This is a genomic window from Enterococcus sp. DIV2449a (genome assembly GCF_051711225.1).
Lineage (GTDB): Bacteria > Bacillota > Bacilli > Lactobacillales > Enterococcaceae > Enterococcus_D > Enterococcus_D casseliflavus.
The window spans coordinates 2,389,966-2,412,068 of record NZ_JBIOME010000001.1 but is presented as its reverse complement, the minus strand read 5'-3'; the positions used below and the strand labels follow the sequence as shown (position 1 = coordinate 2,412,068).

The window sequence follows — 22,103 nt, the reverse complement described above, 5'->3', positions numbered from 1 at the left end:
AATGGAAGAAATCAAAATAAAATTAGCTGTCTTTGAAGGACCGTTGGATTTGCTGCTTCATTTGATCAAAAAACTGGAAATCGATGTTTATGACATTCCAGTTGCAACCATCACCGAACAATACATGCAGTATATCCATGCCATGAAAATTTTAGAATTAGAAGTCGCTGGTGAATATTTAGTCATGGCGGCAACTCTGATGGCGATCAAAAGCCAGATGCTGTTACCGAAACAAGAGCTGATTGCTGAAGTGGAAGAGTACGAAGAAGATCCACGGGATATGCTGGTGGCACAGCTGCTAGAATACCGCAAATTTAAGTATGCAGCCGAACAGCTTTCCGAAAAAGCGGAAGAGCGCAGTTTGTATTATACGAAAGATCCGATGGATGTCGATGAATACAAAGAGGAAGAAGATCAGTTAAGAGCCAATCAATTCAATACGATCGATCTCTTTTTGGCTTTTCAAAAAATGATCGAGAAAAAGAAAAATCGCCAAGTGCTAGAAACCAAAATTTCTCCTGATGAAAGCACCATCGATGAAAAGATGGCGGCGATTCAGCTGGAGATGCAGCATGTCAGTGCCAAAAAAGGCCGCAGCTTTGATTCGTTTTTTACGACCTACAATAAAACAGAAGTTGTGGTAACTTTTATGGCACTATTAGAATTAATGAAAAAAGGAACGATTCGAGTAGAGCAAACAGACAATTATGCGTCGATTCTGCTCTATCCAACAGGTAAAGAAGATGAGTAAATATAGTGAATTAGAAGCGATCTTATTCGTCGTCGGTGATGAGGGGATCGGACTTGAAGAATTGAGTTACTTAGTCAAAAGCAATACTGCCAGTGTCTATCAGCATTTGCAGGAACTAAATCAGCAATATGAAGAAAATGAACATACTGCGTTGCATATTCTTGAAGTGGGCAATCATTTCATTTTGACCACCAAGAAACAATTTGCCCCTTTATTGAAGAAATATGCTGAATCACCGATGGGCAGCTCGTTGTCTCAGGCCGCTTTAGAAACGTTGTCGATCATTGCTTACAAGCAACCGATCACTCGGATGGAAGTAGAAGAGATCCGCGGCGTCCAATCCAGCGGTTCGGTTCAAAAATTGGTGGCAAAACGACTGATTGAAGAAAAAGGCCGCGTTGACGGACCAGGACGAGCGATCCTATATGGTACGACGGAATACTTTATGGATTATTTTGGCTTAAAAAGTTTGGCTGAATTACCCGATATCCAATCCATGGAAGATGAACTTGAAGAAGATGCACCGTTTGATCTTTTTTACGACCGCTACAAACAAGCAGAAACAGAAGGAGAATGAAGATGGAACGTTTGCAAAAAGTGATTGCCCATGCTGGCATCACCTCAAGAAGAAAAGCTGAAGGATTGATAACCGAAGGCCGAGTGCGCGTCAACGGGCAAGTGATCAAAGAATTAGGGGTCCAAGTTAGCTCAAAAGATGTCGTTGAAGTCGATGGTGTACCGATCGAACAAGAACAACACGTCTATTATCTATTCTACAAACCTCGTGGCGTGATCTCAGCTGTAACGGATGATAAAAAACGCAAAGTCGTTTTGGATTATTTTGCTGAAGTCCCTGAACGGGTGTATCCCGTCGGGCGCTTGGACTATGATACCTCTGGTTTGTTATTGCTGACAAATGATGGGGAATTGTCACAGACACTGATGCATCCGAAACACGAAGTCGACAAAGTGTACGTTGTCAAAGTCAAAGGGATTGCGGATAAAAAGCAGCTGCTCCCATTGACAAAAGGGATTCGGATCGAAGGCCGTAAGACGGCACCTGCTCGCTTTGAGATCTTGTCGACAGACCAAACGACGCAATCTAGTATTGTGCAATTGACGATCCACGAAGGACGCAACCATCAAGTCAAAAATATGTTAAAAGCAGTTGGTTTGCCTGTGCAAAAATTAAAACGGGAAAATTATGGTCCGTTAGATTTGAAAGGTCTTCGTCCAGGGGAATACCGAGAGCTGACGAAGAAGGAAGTCAGCCAGCTGAAAAACAGTGCAAAATAATTGAAAAGTATCTGAAAACGTAACTATTGTTAATTTTTAGATTTTGTGTATAATAGAACATGTAATAAATAGAATAAAGGTTCGTCTTCAGGGGCAGGGTGCAATTCCCGACCGGTGGTTATAGTCCACGACCTATTTCTTCGGAAATAGCTGAATCGGTGAAATTCCGATACCGACAGTACAGTCTGGATAAAGAAGATAGAGCGTATTTGATTTGCTTATGGCTATTTCGAATGCCCTCTTTTTTCCCTGTGGAAAAAAGAGGGCATTTTTTGTCTGGCGCCGACAAGAAAGCCGAGGAAATTTAATAGGTTCGTTTGAAGAGGAATCCTGAACTTAGGAGGATTTATACTGATGAACAACAAAACAAGAAAAATGGTGACGATCGCCATGTGTGCTGCTATGGGAACAATTTTGCAATTTATCGCTTTTCCGATTTTCCCAGCATTCAGCTTTTTAAAGATCGATTTTAGTGATATTCCCGTGATGATCATGATGTTTTTATTTGGTCCTTGGAGCGGGGTATTGACTGCTTTCATTCGTTCGGTGCTGCATTTGTTCTTATCTGGTTTTTCACCTGCTGATATGGTGGGGGATACGGCAAGCTTTTTAGCATCATGTGCCTTTACTTTGCCAATGTACTACTTTTTCCGCAAAGGTATTCACACCAAAAACAAAATGGTTGGTGTCATCAGCGGTATCTTGTCGGTAACGATTTTTATGAGTGTGGCGAACCTATTTGTGATCACACCGCTTTACCTGCGCTTTTTCGGGGTCACAGCCGATCAATTTTTAGGAATGTCTTTGCCGCAATATGTGGCGATCGGGATCTTACCTTTCAATTTGGTCAAAGGCGCAATCGTCAGTGCCGTCTTTTTAGCACTTCACGCCAAACTGCTGCCATGGTTGGCTCGTAAGCAGCCCCATCATTCTGCTATAGGAAAATAAAAAAATGAGCCGACTTGCTGTTGCAGACGAAAGGTCTGTCAATGGCAAGTCGGCTTTTTTTATTTTTCCATGATAATCGCACGGGTAGGGCATTTGCGATAAGCAGTTTTGACTTTTTCTTGTTGGTCTTCTATGATAAACTGTTGCCGAGCATTCGGTTCTTGGGCAAATAAAACGATCCCGTCTTCATCATAATCGAAGATCTCGGGGGCATAGATCGCACATAGGCCACAAGCAATGCAGCGCTCAGGAATAATTTTACAGCGTTGTGACATTTTTTAGTCCTTTCTGGAGGGGAAATATGGATTCTTTTATTTTAGCGCTGTTTTCTGATACTGACAAGCTGCGCCCATCGACACTTTATCAAATTCTCATTGGTAAGCGTACTAGCTCTGTCTTGAGTTATGCCTTTTTTTATGATCGCTTAGGTCTCTTTCAAGCGTTGCCCCAGTTCAATGAGAAAGCGTATCAACAGACGCTCGCGGACTTGATCCAACGAGGGGCTCTAAGTCGAGATTCAGATGGTCTGCTGCTCAAAACGACCGCTATAAACAGCCAGCAGCCAGGTGAACGATTGTTGCGGTATGCGAATTACTTTCGTTATGGACGAACGACGGAGGAGGCTTGGCGTTTTGTTCGGCTGCTGGTTCAAGCAGCTGCGTATCAAGGCGTGACCAATCAGTATATTCCCGTTGAAAACACGCCACTCTATACAGAACCTGTCCGTCAGCTGATCCGTCACGATCCTGACATCAAAAAGTGCCTGTATCAAGAGCTATCAGCAATTTTTGACCAGCTTCCCGCAGAAGTGGCAGATTTTTTAGCGGGCACCTTATCGGGTCCAGATATTCTAGGGCAGGCGTTTTTTCAGCTTTTACCAGAAAATGTTCAAAGTAAGCCTTGGGACACTCTTTATGTAGGAGCTTCGATCCATCAATTTTTAACCTTGATCGAAAAAACGCCCCTGACGATCCTGTTTCGAGGATTGTCGCCTTTTCTAAAGAGAAATTTAAACCAAAGCATGGTGGAAAGCCGATCATTGTTTTTGCGAGGCGATTCTGTCGAGCAGATTATGGAAAAAAGAAGGATCAAACGAGGAACTGTTAATGATCATTTGATTGAGTGGGCATTGCTTGATCCAACGTTTCCTTTTCAGCGCTTTGATACAGCGTTGTTGAAAAAGCTGCCAGAAGCTTCTTGGAAAAATAGCTATCAAGAATTACAGGCGCTTCTTACGACTGATTTTTTGACGATTCGTTTGTTACAGATTGCTCAGAAGCGGGGGATTCGATGTTAGAAGATGCACTGAATCAGTATTTTGGTTTCAAAACATTCCGCCAAGGACAAAAAGAAGTCATCGAAAGTGTTTTAGCACAGCAAGATACGTTAGCGATTCTGCCTACTGGGAATGGCAAAAGTCTGTGCTATCAGCTGCCAGGGTACCTAGTAGACGGGATCGTGATCATTATCTCGCCGTTAGTCTCTTTGATGGAAGATCAAGTCTACGGCTTACAAAAGCAAGGGGAAAAACGCGCGATTGCGTTTAATAGTCAATTGGACCTTGCTGATCGCCAGTATGTGATGCAGCATTTGCAGAAGTACAAGTTTTTGTTTTTAAGTCCAGAAATGATCGTACAAGAAGCTGTTTTGCATCAATTGGAACAGGTTAAGATCGCCATGCTCGTGGTGGATGAAGCCCATTGTGTTTCGCAATGGGGCATTGATTTTCGACCAGAGTACTTGCAGCTTGGTGAAGTAAAGAAACGCTTGAAGGCACCCGTTACGTTAGCATTGACGGCTACAGCAACAGCACAAGTGGAAGCAGACATACGGCAAGTATTATTAGCAAAGAACGCCAATGTCTACCGTTATTCGATGAACCGCAGCAATATCGGCTTGTTCGTAGAGCAAACGACAGACAAAGATGCGGCATTAGCAGACTATCTCAGCCGCTTAGGCGGGGCTGGGATCATCTACTGTTCCACAAGAAGCAAAGTCGAAGAAGTCTATAACAAACTGCGTCAGCGCTATTTGGTAGGCTATTATCATGGTGGTCTCGCGAGTGATCAAAGAAAAACGTTGCAGCAGCAGTTTTCTCAGAATAAATTAAAATTACTCGTTGCTACCAATGCGTTTGGGATGGGGATCAATAAGGAAGATATTCGCTTTGTGATCCATTATGATCTACCTGATTCATTAGAGAATTACAGTCAAGAAATCGGGCGAGCTGGTCGTGACGGCAAACAAAGCAATGCGATTTTGCTTTATCAGGAACATGATGAGCAGATCCATTACTTCTTTCAGCGAGAAAACAAAGAAGAACGCCTTGCTTTAGAACGAATGGTTCAGGAGAAGAGGAAAGAACCCTTGACACCGTTGCAAGAAAAGTGGCAGCAAAAAATGAAAGAGTTGGGAACTTCCTTTTGGCTGGAAACATTAAAACGCAATGAACAGCAAAAACAAGAACAATTACAGAAAATGTTGGCTTATATTCATTTTACAGGTTGTCGCCGACAATTTTTACTGGCGCATTTCGGAGAGGAAGCCCAGGAGAATCCTTATTGTTGCGACAATGACGGGATCGAAATAGCGGGTGAAGAACAGCTGCCCGAGAAAAAGGAAGCCCATCATTGGCAGGAACGTTTAATAAAAATTTTTAAAGATATAAATTGAATCGTATTTTGTAGGACAGTTTTTATTTACCTATGGTATAATACATCGGAAGGAAACTAGGAGGGAATACGAGTGAGCAAGAAAGACAATGACTACAATTCAGAAAATCAAGAACCGTGGGAACAACCAATCTATGATACAGAATACGATGATTCTGCATCAAGATCCCAACAAAGAAAACAAAAGCGTGGGAATTCACTCTTTTTGACGATCGTTTTAGTTTTGCTTTTCTTGATCGTGGCAATTCCGGTTGGTGCCGGTATTTGGGTATTGAACCATAACAATGATGCCCCAACCACAGCAAGTTCGAGCAGTACTGTAGAAAGTACGACAGAGTCTTCAACAACCGAATCATCAACGACGGAATCATCCACTACGGAATCGACAAGTGAAACGAGTTCGTCAACAAGTGAATCAAGTTCTTCTAGCAGTTTTTCTGCGCCAGCTTCATCAACACCTTCAAGCAGTGAGCCGGCACAAGAACAAAACAATGCTGGACAAGATACTACCCAAAATAACCAAGGGCAAGGCGCTGCTGGTAATGAACAGTATACCACTGTGCAAGCAGGTGAAGGTCCTGAACAAGTGGCAGCTCGTACAGGTATCTCAGTTGAAACCCTATATCAATTAAATGGGATTGATCCGAACAACTACATGCTTTACCCTGGCGACACGTTAAGAGTTAAATAAAAAACCGCTTTGGCGGTTTTTTTTCTTGAAAGAGAGAAGCCAAGGTGGACGATAAGCAGAAACGATGAAGGAATACACATCGTTGGGAAACGAGGAGTAAGAAAAATGAAAAAAATCAACATCGCTATTGATGGTCCTGCGTCATCTGGGAAAAGCACAGTGGCAAAAATCATCGCGAATGACCTGGGATTTATTTATACGGATACCGGTGCCATGTATCGAAGCATCACGTATTTAGCTTTAAAAACGGGCTGTTCACTTGAAGATGAAGCGGCGATCGCTGCTTTGATCGATCAATACCCCATCACTTTTGAACCGACTGAACACGGTCAAGAGGTCTTTGCGGGAGGAGAGCAAGTCACAGAAGCGATCCGTCAGCCAGAAGTAACCAACGCAGTTTCGAAGGTGTCGGCATACCCTGCGATCCGCGAAAAACTCGTCCAACAACAGCAGATGATCGCTAAAGATGGCGGTGTCGTGATGGATGGCCGCGATATTGGTACGGCGGTTTTACCACAAGCAGAAGTCAAAATTTTTCTGGTAGCAAGTGTGGAAGAACGCGCACAGCGCCGTTTTAAAGAAAATCAGCAAAAAGGGATCAAAACCGATTATGAGACGTTGAAAGAAGAGATCCAGCAAAGAGATTATCTGGATTCTCACAGAGAAGTCTCCCCTTTGAAACAAGCGGAGGATGCGGTTCGAATCGATACGTCTGGTTTAACGATCGAGCAAGTCGTCGAAGCAATCAAAAAAACCATCAAAGAAAAAATTGATTAACAAAAACAATGGGTGTTCCCCATTGTTTTTTTATTTATTGACTTTAGTCAGTTTCGTTCGCGTAGCGTACGAAACAAAAAAACCGCGCGTTTCTACGCGTGGACGAAATAGCTTTAGCGATAAAAAACTCCTTTCGATATACTAATAGTGGCTACCAACCGCATATCAGATCGAAAGGAGTTTTTTTATGTCTAACGACGATAAAAGTTTAGCACATACCAGATGGAATTGTAAGTATCACATAGTCTTCACCCCGAAGTATCGACGAAAAGTGATTTATGGAAAGTTAAGAGTAAGTATTGGTCAGATATTAAGAAAATTGTGTGAGATGAAAGATGTTGAAATCATTGAAGCTCATGCCATGCCTGACCATATTCATATGTTAGTAAGAATACCACCAAAGATTAGTATTTCTAGTTTTATGGGCTACTTAAAAGGACGAAGTGCAACCTTAATCCATGAAAAACATGCGAATTTGAAATATAAGTATGGGAATAAAAGCTTTTGGTCCAAAGGATACTACGTGAGTACGGTTGGGTTAAATCAAAAAACAATTGAAAAATATATTCGAGAACAAGAAGCAGATGATCGAATAAGAGATAGTATAAGTAAACAAGAATATGTAGATCCATTTAAATAGTTAAAGAGAGATAGGGCTGTGAGCGGTTGGTGGTCATTTAAAAAGCCCCTTTTAAGGGGCTAGCGAGTGGTAAGCCCTTCTAGGGCTGTTAAAAAGCCACCCGTTTCACGGGTGGATATTTACTTTTCGAAACCAAAAGATGAAAGTGAGTAAGAAAACAGAGGTGAAAAGACTTTTTTAACGAAAAAACCGTAGCTTTTTAGGAAAATAAGAGAAATCGCTTTATTTTTTTTTCATTCTATTTTAAACTAAAAGATGTAGTGCAATTATTGCAGAATTGTTGGTTAGGAGGACATGAGAGATGACAGAATTTGAAAATAATCAGGTTGAGAGTGGAAATGAATCAATGGAAGCCGCTTTAGACAATTTCCAAGAAGTAAAAGTTGGAGATATCGTTAAAGGTGAGGTATTGGCCATTGAGGATAAACAAGCGATCGTAGGGATCGAAGGCGCCGGCGTTGAAGGCGTTGTTCCTGCAAAAGAATTATCAACTTTACCTGTTGAAGACATCAACGAAGCAGTCAAAGTTGGGGATGTCTTAGAATTGGTTGTGATTTCAGCAATTGGTAAAGACAAAGAAAACGGCAGCTATCTCCTTTCTAAACGTCGCTTAGACGCGAAAAAAGTTTGGGAAGATATCGAAAAAGATTTCCAAGAAGGAAAAATCATTGAAGCACCAGTCACCAACGTCGTTAAGGGCGGGTTAGTGGTTGATGTAGGTGTTCGTGGGTTTGTCCCAGCATCAATGGTCGAAGACCATTTTGTTGCGGATTTCGAAGATTACAAAGGGAAAACATTGACCTTCAAAATCGTTGAGATCGAGCCTTCAGAAAACCGTTTGATCCTTTCTCATAAAGCAGTTGTCGAAGCAGAAAAAGCAAAACAAAAAGAAGCTTTATTAGCTGATTTATATGAAGGACAAGAAGTAGAAGGAAAAGTAGCGCGTTTGACCGACTTTGGTGCCTTCGTAGACCTTGGCGGCATCGATGGACTTGTCCATGTCTCTGAAATTTCTCATGGACATGTTGGCAAACCGAGTGATGTTTTATCTGTTGGCGATACCGTCAATGTGCGTATCTTATCTGTTGATGCAGACAAAGAACGTGTGTCACTTTCGATCAAAGACACATTGCCTGGACCTTGGACCAATATTGAAGAGCAAGCGGCTGTTGGCAGTGTCTTGACGGGGACTGTTAAACGCTTGACAAGCTTCGGTGCGTTTGTGGAAGTCTTCCCAGGTGTTGAAGGGCTGATCCATATTTCACAAATCTCCCATAAACACATTGCGACACCACATGAAGTCTTACAAGAAGGTGATGAAGTGCAAGTGAAAGTGCTTGAAGTGAACCCTTCAGAACACCGAATCGCATTAAGTATCAAAGCATTAGAAAAAGCCGAAAACACCAATGAAACACAAGAGGTTTCAGAGGATGATTATCAATTGCCAGAAGAATCAACTGGTTTTACTATGGGTGATATCTTAGGCGATGCCTTAAAAGACAGCGACGAAGAGTAATTGTATGCCATCAGCTTATAACGATTCGATGTTTGAATTTGTTATAAGCTGGTTTTTTGTTTGTCAGGAAAGCTTGCAACTTTCCATGGCTTTAGGTAAACTAAGTAAGATTGAATACAAGAAGCAGCGTACAAGGACTGCTTTTTTAAATGGAGGGTAAAAAATGTCAAATCCAACAATAGCGATCGTTGGACGTCCGAATGTGGGGAAATCGACCATTTTCAACCGGATAGCTGGAGAACGAATTTCGATCGTTGAGGATACTCCAGGAGTGACCAGAGATCGTATTTATGCCACTGGTGAATGGCTAGGCCGTGAGTTTAGCGTGATCGATACAGGTGGGATCGATTTAAGTGATGAGCCGTTTATGGATCAAATCAAGCATCAAGCAGAAATCGCCATCGATGAAGCAGATGTCATTGTTTTTATTACGAGTGCTCGTGAAGGAGTAACCGATGCTGATGAGCTTGTGGCTCGTTTGCTGTACAAAAGCAATAAACCCGTGATTTTAGCCGTCAACAAAGTTGATAATCCCGAGATGCGTACCGACATCTATGAATTTTATGGTTTGGGTCTAGGCGATCCATACCCAATCTCAGGAAGTCATGGATTAGGGATCGGGGATGTCCTTGATGAAGCTGTCAAACACTTCACCAATGAAGCAGAAGAAGAAGATGATTCCATCATCAAGTTTAGTTTGATTGGTCGACCAAATGTCGGTAAATCCTCTTTGATCAATGCAATTCTTGGGGAAGAGCGAGTGATCGTTTCTGATATCGAAGGAACGACTCGTGATGCGATCGATACCCATTTTACCAGCGAAAGCGGTCAAGAATTTACCATGATTGATACGGCAGGGATGCGTAAAAAAGGGAAGGTCTACGAGTCTACTGAAAAATACAGTGTGATGCGGGCGATGCGGGCCATTGAACGCTCAGACGTCGTCTTGATGGTCTTGAACGCCGAAGAAGGGATTCGCGAGCAAGACAAACGGATCGCTGGCTATGCCCATGAAGCAGGCCGTGGAATCATTATTGTTGTCAATAAATGGGATACATTGAAAAAAGAAACGAATACGATGCGTGATTTTGAAGAAGAAATCAGAGATGAATTCCAATATTTGGATTACGCGCCAATCATTTTTGTTTCCGCAGTGACGAAACAGCGCTTGAATAAGCTGCCGCAATTGATTGAAGAAGTCAGCATGAATCAAAACATGCGTATTCCATCTGCGTTGTTGAATGACGTCATTATGGACGCTGTGGCGATCAACCCAACCCCAACAGACAAAGGCAAACGTTTGAAGATTTTTTATGCGACGCAAGTAGCTGTCAAACCGCCAACTTTTGTTATTTTTGTCAACGAAGAAGAACTGATGCATTTCTCTTATGCACGTTTCTTAGAAAATCAAATCCGCAAGGCATTCACTTTTGAAGGAACGCCGATTCGGATCATTCCTCGCAGAAGAAAATAGAGATTTTATCATACTTTGTTTCTTTTTACAAAGAAATCTGTCCTTTTCTAGAAAAATGGGAAAAAACCAAAAAAAAAACCCCCTAAAAACGTTAAAATCCTTGATATTACAAGGTTCTTATGATAACGTTATATCAGAATATTGATGGTAATCAATATTTGACAAAAACCTTGGACCACTCAAGATTTTTGTTGATGCATGACATCAAAAAAAATATCAGGAGGTGAAACCATCCATGGCAAATAAAGCAGAATTAATCGAAAAAGTTGCAGCAGCTACTGACTTAACTAAGAAAGACGCAACTGCAGCAGTAGACGCTGTATTCTCAACAATTCAAGACGCTTTAGCTAACGGTGAAAAAGTTCAATTGATCGGCTTTGGTAACTTTGAAGTTCGTTCTCGTGCAGAACGCAAAGGACGCAACCCACAAACTGGTGAAGAAATCAAGATCCCTGCTAGCAAAGTACCTGCATTCAAACCAGGTAAAGCTCTTAAAGACGCAGTGAAATAATTGAGTCTTGTAGAAACCCTTGAGTAATCAAGGGTTTTTTCTTTTGTCTAACTAGGAACTGCCACCATGCAGGCGGATCGAATGGGAAAAGAAACGGTTATTATTGTCAGAAAATTCAAAAATATTTTTTGTTTTTCTTTTGATCTAAAAAAAACAAGGGTTGCGGGCACACCCTAAATTCTCAAGCAAGAATAAAGGTGATTTAAAAGTCATTTTTATCAAAAGAAGCAAGCGATTAAATGACATCTAATGTGAGGAAGGGTTCCTTGAAATTGTCATTATTGAAAAAAAATTCAGAAAATTCGTTGACAAGTGTTTTTGCAAAGGGTATATTGGTAAACAATTACAAGAACGTTACTATTTCTAATGAAGGAGCCATTTTCTATGCGCAATTTTAATCAATATTTATTAGTCATTATTATTGATACCAGGACTTAGAACACGGAAGCAAAAATTATCCGTTTGTTTGAGTCCTATTTGCGTAAGTAAAATGGGATTCTGGCAAAGCATCCCAGTTTTTTATAACCGGGATGCTTTTTTTTATTCCAAAATGCAGGAGATGATGAGTGTGAGAAGTGATCAGATTAAAAAAGGGATCGATGCAGCGCCAGCTAGGAGTCTGCTCTATGCCACAGGACAAGTAAAAAATATCCATGACATGAACAAGCCATTTATTGCGATATGTAATTCCTATATCGATATTGTGCCTGGACATGTGCATTTACGGGAGTTAGCAGATATCGCTAAGGAAGCGATTCGTGAAGCTGGCGGCATCCCTTTTGAGTTCAATACGATCGGTGTGGATGATGGCATTGCGATGGGCCATATTGGCATGCGTTATTCGCTACCCAGCCGAGAATTGATCGCTGATTCCGCAGAAACCGTGATCAATGCTCACTGGTTTGACGGCGTATTTTATATCCCGAATTGCGACAAGATCACTCCTGGCATGATTTTAGCAGCGATGCGGACGAACGTACCGGGGATCTTTTGTTCTGGCGGTCCGATGAAAGCCGGTATTGATCCACGGGGCCACCAGATAACCTTGTCTTCCATGTTTGAAGCCGTGGGGACTTACAAGACTGGCAACATGACGAAAGAAGACTTTGAATTTATGGAGCAAAATGCCTGTCCGACTTGCGGTTCCTGTGCAGGGATGTTTACTGCCAATTCAATGAACTGTCTCTTAGAGATCTTAGGATTGGCAATGCCAGGCAATGGTACGATTCTTGCCGTGTCTGAAGAACGACGAGAACTAGTTAGACAAGCCGCCTTTAAGTTGATGGATCTTGTTGAAAAACAAGTGAAACCTCGAGACATCGTGACCAAAGAAGCTATTGATGATGCCTTCGCTTTAGACATGGCGATGGGGGGTTCCACCAACACAGTGCTGCATACCTTAGCGATCGCCAATGAAGCTGAGATCGATTATGACTTAAGACGGGTCAATGAAATCGCTAAAAGAGTGCCTTATCTCTCAAAAATCGCGCCATCATCAGCCTATTCGATGCACGATGTTCATGAAGCTGGCGGCGTTTCGGCAATCATAAGGGAGCTTTGTGATATCGAGGGAGCGATTCATCCTGATCGACCGACTGTCACAGGCAAGACGTTACGAGAAAATGTCGCTGAAGCGAAGATCCACAACGAAGAAGTTATTCATCCCAAAGAAAACCCGTATAGTCCTGTGGGTGGTCTATCGATCTTGTACGGTAATATCGCCCCAGAAGGCAGTGTCATCAAGGTCGGTGGGGTCGATCCAAGTGTCCAAGTGTTCAAAGGCAAAGCGATCTGTTTTGATTCACATGATGAAGCAGTTGCTGCCATCGACAATCATACCGTACAAAAAGGACATGTTGTAGTGATCCGCTATGAGGGACCAAAAGGAGGACCAGGTATGCCAGAAATGTTGGCGCCTACCTCAAGTATCGTTGGACGTGGGTTAGGCAAAGATGTCGCCTTGATCACCGATGGCCGCTTTTCAGGAGCGACCCGAGGAATCGCCGTGGGCCATATTTCGCCAGAAGCCGCTGCAGGGGGTCCATTAGGCCTTGTCAACGATGGCGATGAAATCATTATAGATTTACCAAATCGAACGCTGAATCTGCAAGTATCCGATGAAGAGCTTGCCGAGCGCGCGCAAGAACGACCGAAGTTTCGTTCAAAAGTGAAAAAAGGATGGCTTGCACGTTATACCGCTTTAGTGACTTCTGCCAATACGGGCGGGATTATGCGAGTACCTGATGAGGAGGAGTAGCAATGGAAAATATCGAGTATCAAGCATCGCATCTAAGGACTGGCGCACAAGTATTAGTGGACAGCTTACAAGAGCAAGGCGTCGAAATGATCTTTGGCTATCCGGGCGGCGCCGTCCTGCCGTTATATGATCAATTATATGATGCAGCGATTCCGAATATTTTGACGCGTCACGAGCAAGGCGCGATCCACGCCGCTGAAGGCTATGCCAAAGCTACTGGCAATGTTGGGGTCGTTTTAGTGACGAGCGGACCAGGTGCTACAAATGTCGTCACGGGCATTGCCGATGCTATGAGTGATTCCGTACCATTGGTAGTTATCACGGGACAAGTGGCGGTACCAGGAATTGGCAAAGATGCCTTCCAAGAGGCGGATATTCTGGGTATCACGTTGCCGATCACGAAGCACAACTACCAAGTCCGCTGTGTCGATGAGCTGCCAAAAGTGATCGCTGAAGCCTTTCATATCGCTTCCACAGGGCGAAAAGGACCGGTTGTCATCGACCTTCCGAAAGATATTACCTTACAAGAAACCGCTGAAACCTGCTCGTTGCCAATCACAAGGAAAAGCTATCAACCAACGGCAGAGCCTTCCCGTCTGCAAATCGAAAAACTGATGCAAGTCTTGGAAAAAGCTCAGCGACCAGTGGTATTGGCGGGTGCAGGCGTGATCGCTGCCGAAGCTGCGGCTGAACTAAATGCATTTATTGCCAAGTACAAGTTGCCGACAGTGACAACGTTGCTTGGCTTAGGCTTACTGCCAAGTGATCATCAATTTTTCTTAGGCATGGGCGGTATGCATGGCACCTATGCGGCGAACATGGCTTTATCAGAAGCCGATTTGATTATCAATATCGGCTCTCGCTTCGATGATCGCTTAGCAACGGCCGGCAGTCAGTTCGGCAAGCAGGCCATCGTTGCTCATATCGATATTGACCCAGTGGAGATCGGCAAGATCGTAGAAACAAAGATCCCAATCGTCGGCGATGCCAAGGCTGCTTTGCAGCAAATGCTGCGGTACCCACCAACAAGAGGAACCTGGACGACTTGGTTGGATCTATGCCAAAAACGGAAAAAGGAAAAACCTTATCGCTATGATCGCACTCAGACACAAGAAATCAAACCACAAAAAGTCATCGAAGAAGTAGGGCGTTTGACCAAAGGAGAGGCTTACGTCATCACCGATGTTGGTCAGCATCAAATGTGGGTCGCGCAGTATTATCCTTTTCGCTTTCCCAAACAATTGATCACCAGTGGCGGACTAGGGACGATGGGCTATGGCATCCCTGCAGGAATCGGCGTTCAATTTGCTCATCCAGAAAAAATGGTCGTGGTGTTCGTTGGCGATGGTGGATTTCAAATGACGAACCAAGAATTTGCGATTTTGAATGAGTATGGCTTGAATGTCAAATTTGTGTTATTGAACAACTGCTCTTTAGGAATGGTTCGCCAATGGCAAGAAACATTCCATGGCAAGCGGCGCTCTGCCTCCGTTTTTGCGCAGCAGCCTGATTTTGTCAAACTGGCACAGGCTTATGGCATTGAAGGCTGTCGGATCGATGCCCCAGAGCAACTGGCTGATCAATTGGCAGCAGCTTTTTCTCAAGCAGGGCCGCAGCTGATCGAAGTAATGGTCTCGCCATCTGAGCATGTGCTACCGATGATCCCACCGGGGAAAGCCAATCATGAAATGATGGGGGTCTAAGGGGATGAAACGGGTATTAGCAGCAATCGTCCATAATGAAGCAGGTGTTTTGAGCCGTATCACGAGTGTCTTAAACCGCCGGCAGGTCAATATCGAGAGTATCTCTGTCGGCACAACGGAACGGCCAGAATTTTCACGAATGACGATCATTGTCAACGTGAACGATTTGGCAGAAACAGAACAAGTGACTAAGCATTTGAACAAGCAGATCGATGTCTTGAAGGTTTCTGATATTACAGAAGTTCCTCATATCGAACGGGAGCTGGTGCTGATCAAAGTCAATGCGCCAACCACAAGCCGTTCGGAGATCCAAGCAGTGATCGATCCATTTCGAGCACACATTGTCGATGTGGCACTGAAAACGATCGTTGTGCAAGTTGCCGGCGATACGAAAAAGGTAGAAGCATGCATCGAAGTTTTACGTCCATACGGCATCAAACAATTGGCACGGACGGGTGTCACTGGCTTTACAAGAGGGTAAGTGCAATTTTGAATTGCTTAAAATAAAGAAAGAATTCGGAGGAAACAAGTATGGTAAAAGTATATTACAACGAGGAAGTTACAGATAATCTAGGAGACAAGAAGATTGCGATCGTCGGCTACGGCTCTCAAGGGCACGCTCATGCGCAAAATTTACGGGACACAGGTCATGAAGTCTTTATCGGCATTCGTGAAGGAAAATCAGCGGAAGCCGCAAGAAACGATGGATTTGAGGTTTTCCCAGTAGCCGAAGCCGTTCAAAAAGCGGATGTAGTCATGATCTTGGCACCCGATGAGATCCAAGGATCGTTGTATAAAAATGAGATCGAACCGAATCTTTCTGCGGGCAATGCATTAGCATTTGCTCATGGTTTCAATATTCATTTTGATGTGATCGCGCCACCAAAAGAGGTGGATGTTTTTCTAGTTGCGCCAAAAGGACCAGGTCATTTGGTGCGTCGAACCTTTACCGAAGGGTTTGCGGTACCAGCCTTGTTTGCAGTTTATCAAGATGCGACTGGTAACGCACAAGCAACGGCTTTATCCTATGCAAAAGGCATTGGTGCCACAAGGGTCGGCGTTTTGGAAACGACCTTTAAAGAAGAGACCGAAACCGATCTTTTCGGTGAGCAAGCCGTACTTTGTGGCGGTTTGACCAGTATGATCGAAGCGGGCTTTGAAACATTGGTAGAAGCGGGGTACCAACCGGAATTGGCTTATTTTGAAGTTTGTCATGAATTGAAACTGATCGTTGACTTGATTTATGAAGGAGGCTTCAAAAAAATGCGCCATTCGATCTCGAATACGGCTGAGTATGGTGACTACGTTTCTGGTGCTCGGGTGATCACTGCACAAGCCAAAGAAAACATGAAAGCCGTATTGACAGACATCCAAAACGGCCAATTTGCGAAAGGATTCATTGAAGACAATCAAAACGGCTTCCCTGAATTCCATAAAATGCGTGAGGAAAACGGCAATCATCAAATTGAAAAAGTCGGCAGCGAGTTACGGAAAATGATGCCGTTTGTTGCGAAAGATTAGGAGGGACGCGTTTGTTGGTGACAGTTTCTGCAATCGAACAAGCCTACGAGCGACTGCGGGGAGCAGTTAGTCATACGCCGCTGCAGTATGATCGCTTTTTATCTGAGAAGTATCAAGCGACGGTCTTGTTGAAGCGAGAGGACTTGCAAAAAGTCCGCTCCTTCAAATTACGCGGTGCCTACTATGCGATCACCCAGGCAGATCCTGAACTGACTCGTCGTGGCGTCGTCTGTGCCAGTGCCGGAAACCATGCGCAAGGTGTTGCTTATACCTGTCAAGAACAGCAGATCCGAGCGGTTATTTTCATGCCGACAACGACGCCACAGCAAAAAATCGCGCAAGTCCTCTTTTTCGGTGGAGATTATGTCAAAATCGAATTGGTGGGAGATACGTTTGATGCGGCAGCCCAAGCGGCTAAACACTTTGCAAAAGAACAGCAAATGGCCTTCATTGCTCCCTTTGACGATCCTAATATTATCGCAGGACAAGGAACCGTTGCTGTGGAGATGCTGGCGGATGCTGAAAAAAAACAAGTAACGATCGATCTGGTCGTGGCAGCGATTGGCGGGGGCGGCTTGATCAGCGGAACCGCAGCCTATTTGAAAGAAAAGCAACCGAAGATAAAAGTTGTTGGAGCAGAACCTGTAGGGGCCGCCTCGATGCAAGCCGCCTTTGATCATCAAGGACCAGTGGCGCTGGAGCATATTGAAACCTTTGTGGATGGTGCAGCGGTCAAACAAGTCGGAGCTCAAACCTATGCCCATGCCAAACGCTACGTGGATCAATTGGTAGCTGTGGAAGAAGGCGCAATCTGTCAAACGATTCTGGAATTGTACAGCAAGCAAGCGATCGTCGCTGAACCAGCTGGTGCCTTGAGTGTGGCAGCTTTGGATCTGATCAAAGAGCAAATCAAAGGCAAAACAGTCGTCTGTATTGTGAGTGGTGGTAACAATGATAGTTCCCGTATGGCAGAGATCGAAGAGAAATCACTGATCTATCAAGGATTGAAACATTATTTTATCGTCAATTTCCCACAACGTCCCGGTGCGTTGAAGGAATTTGTTAGCCATGTATTAGGTCCCGATGATGATATCACTAGGTTTGAATATACAAAAAAAATCAATCGTGGAACAGGACCAGTAATGCTGGGAATCTTGTTGAAACACAAAAAAGATCTCCCCGCATTACTGTCACGAATTGAACAGTTTGACCAAAACTATATCAACCTTCAGCAAAATCAATCACTCTACTCACTTTTGGTTTAAGAAAAAACATGATTTTCCTTTGGAAGAAGAGGAAATCATGTTTTTTGCTTTTTATCGGATCGTTGAACCAATCACAGGAAAATACTTCCTAATCATTAGCGATTTAGTAGGTGTTTAAGCGGCTTCTTGTTATAATAGAAAGTAGTAGCAAAGGAGTGAGCCGATGGAAGCTGTTTTTTTCCGAAATGAACAAGAAACCCAAATTTCTTATGGTGAAACACTAGCATCGGTCATGAGAGAACAGTCGATCGAGCCGCAGCAGGTGATCATTTTGACGAATCAGCGCTATTATGACCGCTTTTCAGAAAAATTGACCCGCCTGTTTTTGCCACGAGAGGTCAATTGGTATATTTGTACCAATCAAATGTATTGCAACAACTTTAGCGAGTTTAAAGCTGCAATGGATTTCTTCGGTCGCTTTTCAAAACAAGAGCCGCTGTTGATCGTCGGTTTTGGGAATGAAGGCGTGTTGGCATTGAGCAGTTTTATCCACGCGACGTCGGTTCTGACGACACAGCTTTGGCTGATTCCCGTTTCCTTGCGGGCCTTAGCTAAAAGTGTGAAAGAAACAGCGATCGTTGTGAAAAAGCCAGATATCCCGATGCTGGAAAATCCTAATACACCCGAATTTGTTATTTACGATCAGACGATCGCAGAAAAACAGATCGATGGGAAATTGGTCGATTTTTTGACTCTGATTCGTTGTGGCGTGCTTGCCGATAGTGAGTTTTTAAAAGAGCTTTATCGAACCTATCCCAGTCATCAGGCGTTGATGAGACATTCGTTGGCTGCGTATACCGATCGGTTGATCCAACTATACCAGCAATCAGGCAGCGAATTGGAAGAGTTTGGCCAACTCTTTGCCGATGCTGCTTATCGAACGGAAAATGGGCACTTGTTGTCTGATGCGATGAAATTATTCTTTGGCTTTTTGTTTCATTTTATGTGGACCGTCCAGCAGCAGCAATTGACTGTCGATCTGCCCGTGTTCTGCCAATGGCTTGCCCGATTGGGTTTTCCTATCGAATTGCCCGAGTCTTTTTCATTAAGCGAATATTTCAGTCATGTACTGGAATTGCAGCAAAAAGAAAAAAAACTGTTATTTTTGGCAAAAGTTGGTACAATAGGGGGCAGAACGAAAATCGAGGAAAAAGATCTCGTCCAGACGATGGAGACTTATCAGCGATTAATCAATGAGATTCGAGGGGTTTAAATGGAAACATATAGTGAAAAAATGTTAAAAGCATTAGCCGCGGAAGAACTGGCTGAAGCACAATTAAATTTTACCGAAGCTCTGCAAAAAGATGATGATGAGACATTAGGCGCTTTAGGTGATGAACTATTGCAGATCGGCTTTTTGGAAGAGGCGAAAACGTTGTTTGAAACCTTGCAGCAACGACATCCTGATAATGAAGCTTTGCTGCTTCCTTTAGCAGAAATTGCGATGGAAGAAGACCAGATCGAAACGGCTTTTGCCTATATTGATCAAATACCACCGACCAGTGAAGCGTATTTGCAAGCCTTGCTATTGAGTGCGGATCTTTACCAATTGATCGGTATCCCTGAAGTTAGTGAAGCCAAACTAAAAGAAGCGCAAAGCATTGTGCCAGATGAACCTTTGATACGGTTTGCCTTAGCTGAGTTAGCCTTTTCGACTGATCGCTATCAAGAAGCCGTTGACCTTTATCAAGGATTGCTGGAAGAAGAAATCACGGATATTTCGGGGATCTCGATCGTTGAACGGACTGGTACATCATTGAGTATGGCGGGCAAGTTTGAAGAGGCATTGGAATATTTTGAAGCAAGCCTAGAAGACGAACAGACCGATGAGCGTCTCTTTCAAACAGCTTTAGTCTATTTGCAGCTAAAAGAAAATGAACAAGCGATTCGCTACTTGCAGCAGTTGCGGGTCATGAATCCGCAATACCGTGCCTTGTATCTTTATCTTGCAGAAGCATTGCAAGAAGAAGAGCAGCTGGAAGAAGCGCAGCGTGTGATCGAAGAAGGGATTCATGAAGATCCATATCAAGTGGATTTCTATCATTTTGCTGCCGAGAATGCTTACCGACTTCATGACAGTGAAGCAGCAGAATCATTTTTACTGAAAGCACTGGAGACTGGTGACAAAGAAGATGATACGTTACTGACCTTAAGTAATTTATACTTGAATGAAGAGCGTTGGCAAGAAGCGATCTGGACCATCGAACGAATGGAAGACAATGAACAGCCGCATGCCCTTTGGAATTTGGCGCAAGCGTATAATGCGCTGGAAGATTTTGACAAAGCAGCAAACTATTACGAAGAAGCCAATGCTGATTTGCACCATGAGCCAGCATTTATGAAAGAATATGGCATTTTCTTACGTGAAGAAGGGCGTTTGCCTGAAGCACTTCATTTGCTGCAGCATTATTTGGCGCATGAGCCAGGTGATTTAGAAGTACAGTCGATCGTGGAGGACTTATTAGAAAGATAGGTGAGAGAAATGAACATCAATGTACAAGAAAAGAAAAAGTTTCTTAATTGGTTAGTTTCGACCGTTTCCTTCAGCCGCCGAGAAGTCTCTTGGGTGTTAAACTATCTGGCGAACCATGAAGCGATCTTGACCAATGTTCATTTTGTAGAAGGGGCAGCCGCAGCCAAACGGGGCTTGAGTGTCCGCAGTACAGAAATTGGGGGCGAACCGTTTGTCTTGAGCATCGAAGGGCAGACCTTTCATGACATTGATCAGATTTTTCATGAGATTCGCATGAATTGGAAACAACCTTTGTATCTTGAATGTCTCTTCCCAGATTCTTGGTCGCAATCCTTTTATTTAGCAGTTTTAGAAGACAATCCTTATGAACGTTGGAACGACCACTTGGATCAAGAAATGACCCAACATGTTACCCAGTATCTTGAAAAAGAAGAAACAAAAACCAAAATCGATACCTTGTATCGGCAAATCGATCTAGCCTTGGAAAATGGGGATCGTGATGCCTTCTTAGAACTTTCGGATGAAGTAAATAGACACTTGCTCCAGCAAAAAGAAGAAAGCCGTTAACAAGCAAAAAGCAGCCCTTTAACCGGGGCTGCTTTTTTCAGTCTCTATTTTGTTTTAGAAACAGCGGTTTTGCGCTGTAAGAACCGCGACTTAGGTCTTAAGTAGGTAAAGCCTTCACCTTCGACTTCATGGACATTAATGACAGAAACAAACGCTTGCGGATCAAAGTCATGAACGATGCGCTTGACTTCAGAAATCTCCCGCCCGCTGACCACCATATAAATGATTTGTTTCGACACTCTTGAGTAAGCCCCTTCGCCCTGTAAAAACGTGACGCCTCGTTCTAATTCATCCATTAAAACAGGAGCCATCTCTTCGCTGTGATTGCTGATCACTAAGATCCCTTTGGCTGAATAGCCGCCATCTAGGATCGAATCGATCACGCGCGTGAAGACATAAGAAAAAATCAAGGTATACATCATGCGGTTCAAATCTATATAAGTCAAAGAAAGCAACAGGACGAACACATCAAAGATCAAAAGGGAACGACCGATTGTCACCCCAAAGTTTTTCTCTAAAATACGTGCCAATACATCGACTCCACCAGTCGTTCCCCCGACTTTGTAGACGATCCCACTACCGATCCCTGCAATCAAACCAGCCAAGAGCGCAACGATCAGCAGATCGTGCTGCAGATCGATCAACAGGGGAACACTCTGCCAAAATGCCAACCAAAAAGACAAACCAAAAGTTCCTAAAATCGTATACACTAATGAGCGTCGACCAAGAATTTTGCCACCGATCAAAATGATCGGAATATTTAAGATCAGTGTACTGATGGCAGGATTGATTCCCCATAAGGCTCGCATGATCAAGGTGATCCCCGTCACACCGCCTTCTGCTAAGTCATTTGGGATATTTAGATAGACTAGACCGAAGCCATAGATACTTGTACCAAAAATAATCAAAACAATATCGCGAATCGTTCGCCATGAAAAAAATGCCCGCATCCTGTTTCCTCCGTTATTCAACTTCCACAAGTATCAATGTAGCACGAAATCATTGAATGCACAACAAATCCTGAAGGGGGATCTATCTAGG

At 43.5% G+C, this 22,103-nt stretch carries 22 protein-coding genes and 1 riboswitch; of the genes, 20 read left to right on the top strand and 2 right to left on the bottom strand.

All coding sequences use genetic code 11. The features are described 5' to 3' along the window. Position 1: 1 nt before the first annotated feature. The 4 genes from IGI76_RS11320 to IGI76_RS11305 all read left to right on the top strand — a co-directional run bounded on the left by IGI76_RS11320 (position 2) and on the right by IGI76_RS11305 (position 2,995). The gene (locus IGI76_RS11320) at positions 2–751 is read left to right on the top strand and encodes a segregation/condensation protein A (protein ID WP_005229314.1); all 750 of its coding nucleotides are present in this window, start codon (positions 2–4) and stop codon (positions 749–751) included. After that, positions 744–1,328 (top strand): SMC-Scp complex subunit ScpB, encoded by a 585-nt coding sequence (gene scpB / locus IGI76_RS11315; RefSeq protein ID WP_005229316.1) that lies wholly within the window; start codon positions 744–746, stop codon positions 1,326–1,328. Before IGI76_RS11320 ends, scpB begins: the two co-directional genes overlap by 8 nt. Before the next feature lie 2 nt (positions 1,329–1,330). Beyond that, the gene (locus IGI76_RS11310; RefSeq protein WP_333718630.1) at positions 1,331–2,047 is read left to right on the top strand and encodes a pseudouridine synthase; all 717 of its coding nucleotides are present in this window, start codon (positions 1,331–1,333) and stop codon (positions 2,045–2,047) included. A gap of 79 nt (positions 2,048–2,126) precedes the next feature. Beyond that, a riboswitch (FMN riboswitch) is annotated at positions 2,127–2,251 on the top strand. 150 nt (positions 2,252–2,401) lie between these two features. Then, a complete protein-coding gene (locus tag IGI76_RS11305) occupies positions 2,402–2,995 on the top strand; it encodes an ECF transporter S component (RefSeq protein ID WP_010749232.1) in 594 nt (197 codons plus the stop codon). 59 nt (positions 2,996–3,054) lie between these two features. Here IGI76_RS11305 and IGI76_RS11300 read toward each other — a convergent pair whose 3' ends face one another. Beyond that, positions 3,055–3,270 (bottom strand): ferredoxin, encoded by a 216-nt coding sequence (locus IGI76_RS11300; protein WP_005229322.1) that lies wholly within the window; start codon positions 3,268–3,270, stop codon positions 3,055–3,057. A 26-nt stretch (positions 3,271–3,296) separates the two neighbouring features. Between IGI76_RS11300 and IGI76_RS11295 the strand changes: the two genes are divergently transcribed. The 16 genes from IGI76_RS11295 (at position 3,297) to IGI76_RS11220 (ending at position 21,062) form a co-directional block, all read left to right on the top strand. Further along, a complete protein-coding gene (locus tag IGI76_RS11295) occupies positions 3,297–4,292 on the top strand; it encodes a helix-turn-helix domain-containing protein (protein ID WP_194194029.1) in 996 nt (331 codons plus the stop codon). Further along, positions 4,286–5,668 (top strand): RecQ family ATP-dependent DNA helicase, encoded by a 1,383-nt coding sequence (locus IGI76_RS11290; protein WP_010749234.1) that lies wholly within the window; start codon positions 4,286–4,288, stop codon positions 5,666–5,668. Before IGI76_RS11295 ends, IGI76_RS11290 begins: the two co-directional genes overlap by 7 nt. Before the next feature lie 72 nt (positions 5,669–5,740). After that, positions 5,741–6,358 (top strand): LysM peptidoglycan-binding domain-containing protein, encoded by a 618-nt coding sequence (locus IGI76_RS11285; RefSeq protein ID WP_010749235.1) that lies wholly within the window; start codon positions 5,741–5,743, stop codon positions 6,356–6,358. A gap of 105 nt (positions 6,359–6,463) precedes the next feature. Continuing rightward, positions 6,464–7,135 (top strand): (d)CMP kinase, encoded by a 672-nt coding sequence (gene cmk / locus IGI76_RS11280; protein ID WP_010749236.1) that lies wholly within the window; start codon positions 6,464–6,466, stop codon positions 7,133–7,135. Positions 7,136–7,322: 187 nt separating this feature from the next. After that, positions 7,323–7,775 (top strand): IS200/IS605 family transposase, encoded by a 453-nt coding sequence (tnpA, locus tag IGI76_RS11275; RefSeq protein WP_008382269.1) that lies wholly within the window; start codon positions 7,323–7,325, stop codon positions 7,773–7,775. A 301-nt stretch (positions 7,776–8,076) separates the two neighbouring features. Further along, positions 8,077–9,291: a 30S ribosomal protein S1 gene (rpsA, locus tag IGI76_RS11270; RefSeq protein ID WP_005229333.1), complete on the top strand. Its 1,215-nt coding sequence runs from the start codon at positions 8,077–8,079 to the stop codon at positions 9,289–9,291. Positions 9,292–9,454: 163 nt separating this feature from the next. Beyond that, positions 9,455–10,765 (top strand): ribosome biogenesis GTPase Der, encoded by a 1,311-nt coding sequence (gene der, locus IGI76_RS11265; protein ID WP_005231911.1) that lies wholly within the window; start codon positions 9,455–9,457, stop codon positions 10,763–10,765. 235 nt (positions 10,766–11,000) lie between these two features. Next, on the top strand, positions 11,001–11,276 hold the full coding sequence (locus IGI76_RS11260) for an HU family DNA-binding protein (RefSeq protein ID WP_003126821.1): 276 nt from the start codon (positions 11,001–11,003) through the stop codon (positions 11,274–11,276). A gap of 568 nt (positions 11,277–11,844) precedes the next feature. Continuing rightward, a complete protein-coding gene (gene ilvD, locus IGI76_RS11255) occupies positions 11,845–13,533 on the top strand; it encodes a dihydroxy-acid dehydratase (protein ID WP_010749291.1) in 1,689 nt (562 codons plus the stop codon). 2 nt (positions 13,534–13,535) lie between these two features. After that, the gene (gene ilvB / locus IGI76_RS11250) at positions 13,536–15,236 is read left to right on the top strand and encodes a biosynthetic-type acetolactate synthase large subunit (RefSeq protein ID WP_010749292.1); all 1,701 of its coding nucleotides are present in this window, start codon (positions 13,536–13,538) and stop codon (positions 15,234–15,236) included. Between the two features lie 4 nt (positions 15,237–15,240). Beyond that, positions 15,241–15,717 (top strand): acetolactate synthase small subunit, encoded by a 477-nt coding sequence (gene ilvN, locus IGI76_RS11245; protein WP_005229349.1) that lies wholly within the window; start codon positions 15,241–15,243, stop codon positions 15,715–15,717. 50 nt (positions 15,718–15,767) lie between these two features. Further along, positions 15,768–16,757: a ketol-acid reductoisomerase gene (gene ilvC, locus IGI76_RS11240; protein ID WP_005229350.1), complete on the top strand. Its 990-nt coding sequence runs from the start codon at positions 15,768–15,770 to the stop codon at positions 16,755–16,757. Positions 16,758–16,768: 11 nt separating this feature from the next. Then, positions 16,769–18,022 (top strand): threonine ammonia-lyase IlvA, encoded by a 1,254-nt coding sequence (gene ilvA, locus IGI76_RS11235; RefSeq protein ID WP_034695989.1) that lies wholly within the window; start codon positions 16,769–16,771, stop codon positions 18,020–18,022. A gap of 163 nt (positions 18,023–18,185) precedes the next feature. Next, positions 18,186–19,235 carry a hypothetical protein gene (locus IGI76_RS11230; RefSeq protein WP_005229354.1) on the top strand — a complete coding sequence of 350 codons (1,050 nt, stop codon included), beginning with the start codon at positions 18,186–18,188 and terminating at the stop codon, positions 19,233–19,235. Continuing rightward, positions 19,236–20,495: a tetratricopeptide repeat protein gene (locus IGI76_RS11225; RefSeq protein ID WP_060792286.1), complete on the top strand. Its 1,260-nt coding sequence runs from the start codon at positions 19,236–19,238 to the stop codon at positions 20,493–20,495. A 9-nt stretch (positions 20,496–20,504) separates the two neighbouring features. Continuing rightward, positions 20,505–21,062: a YpiB family protein gene (locus IGI76_RS11220; RefSeq protein ID WP_333718579.1), complete on the top strand. Its 558-nt coding sequence runs from the start codon at positions 20,505–20,507 to the stop codon at positions 21,060–21,062. Between the two features lie 44 nt (positions 21,063–21,106). On the opposite strand, the gene IGI76_RS11215 is transcribed toward IGI76_RS11220, so the two are convergent. Beyond that, positions 21,107–22,012, bottom strand: a complete 906-nt coding sequence (locus IGI76_RS11215) for a YitT family protein (RefSeq protein ID WP_060792285.1) — start codon at positions 22,010–22,012, stop codon at positions 21,107–21,109. Positions 22,013–22,103: the final 91 nt, after the last annotated feature.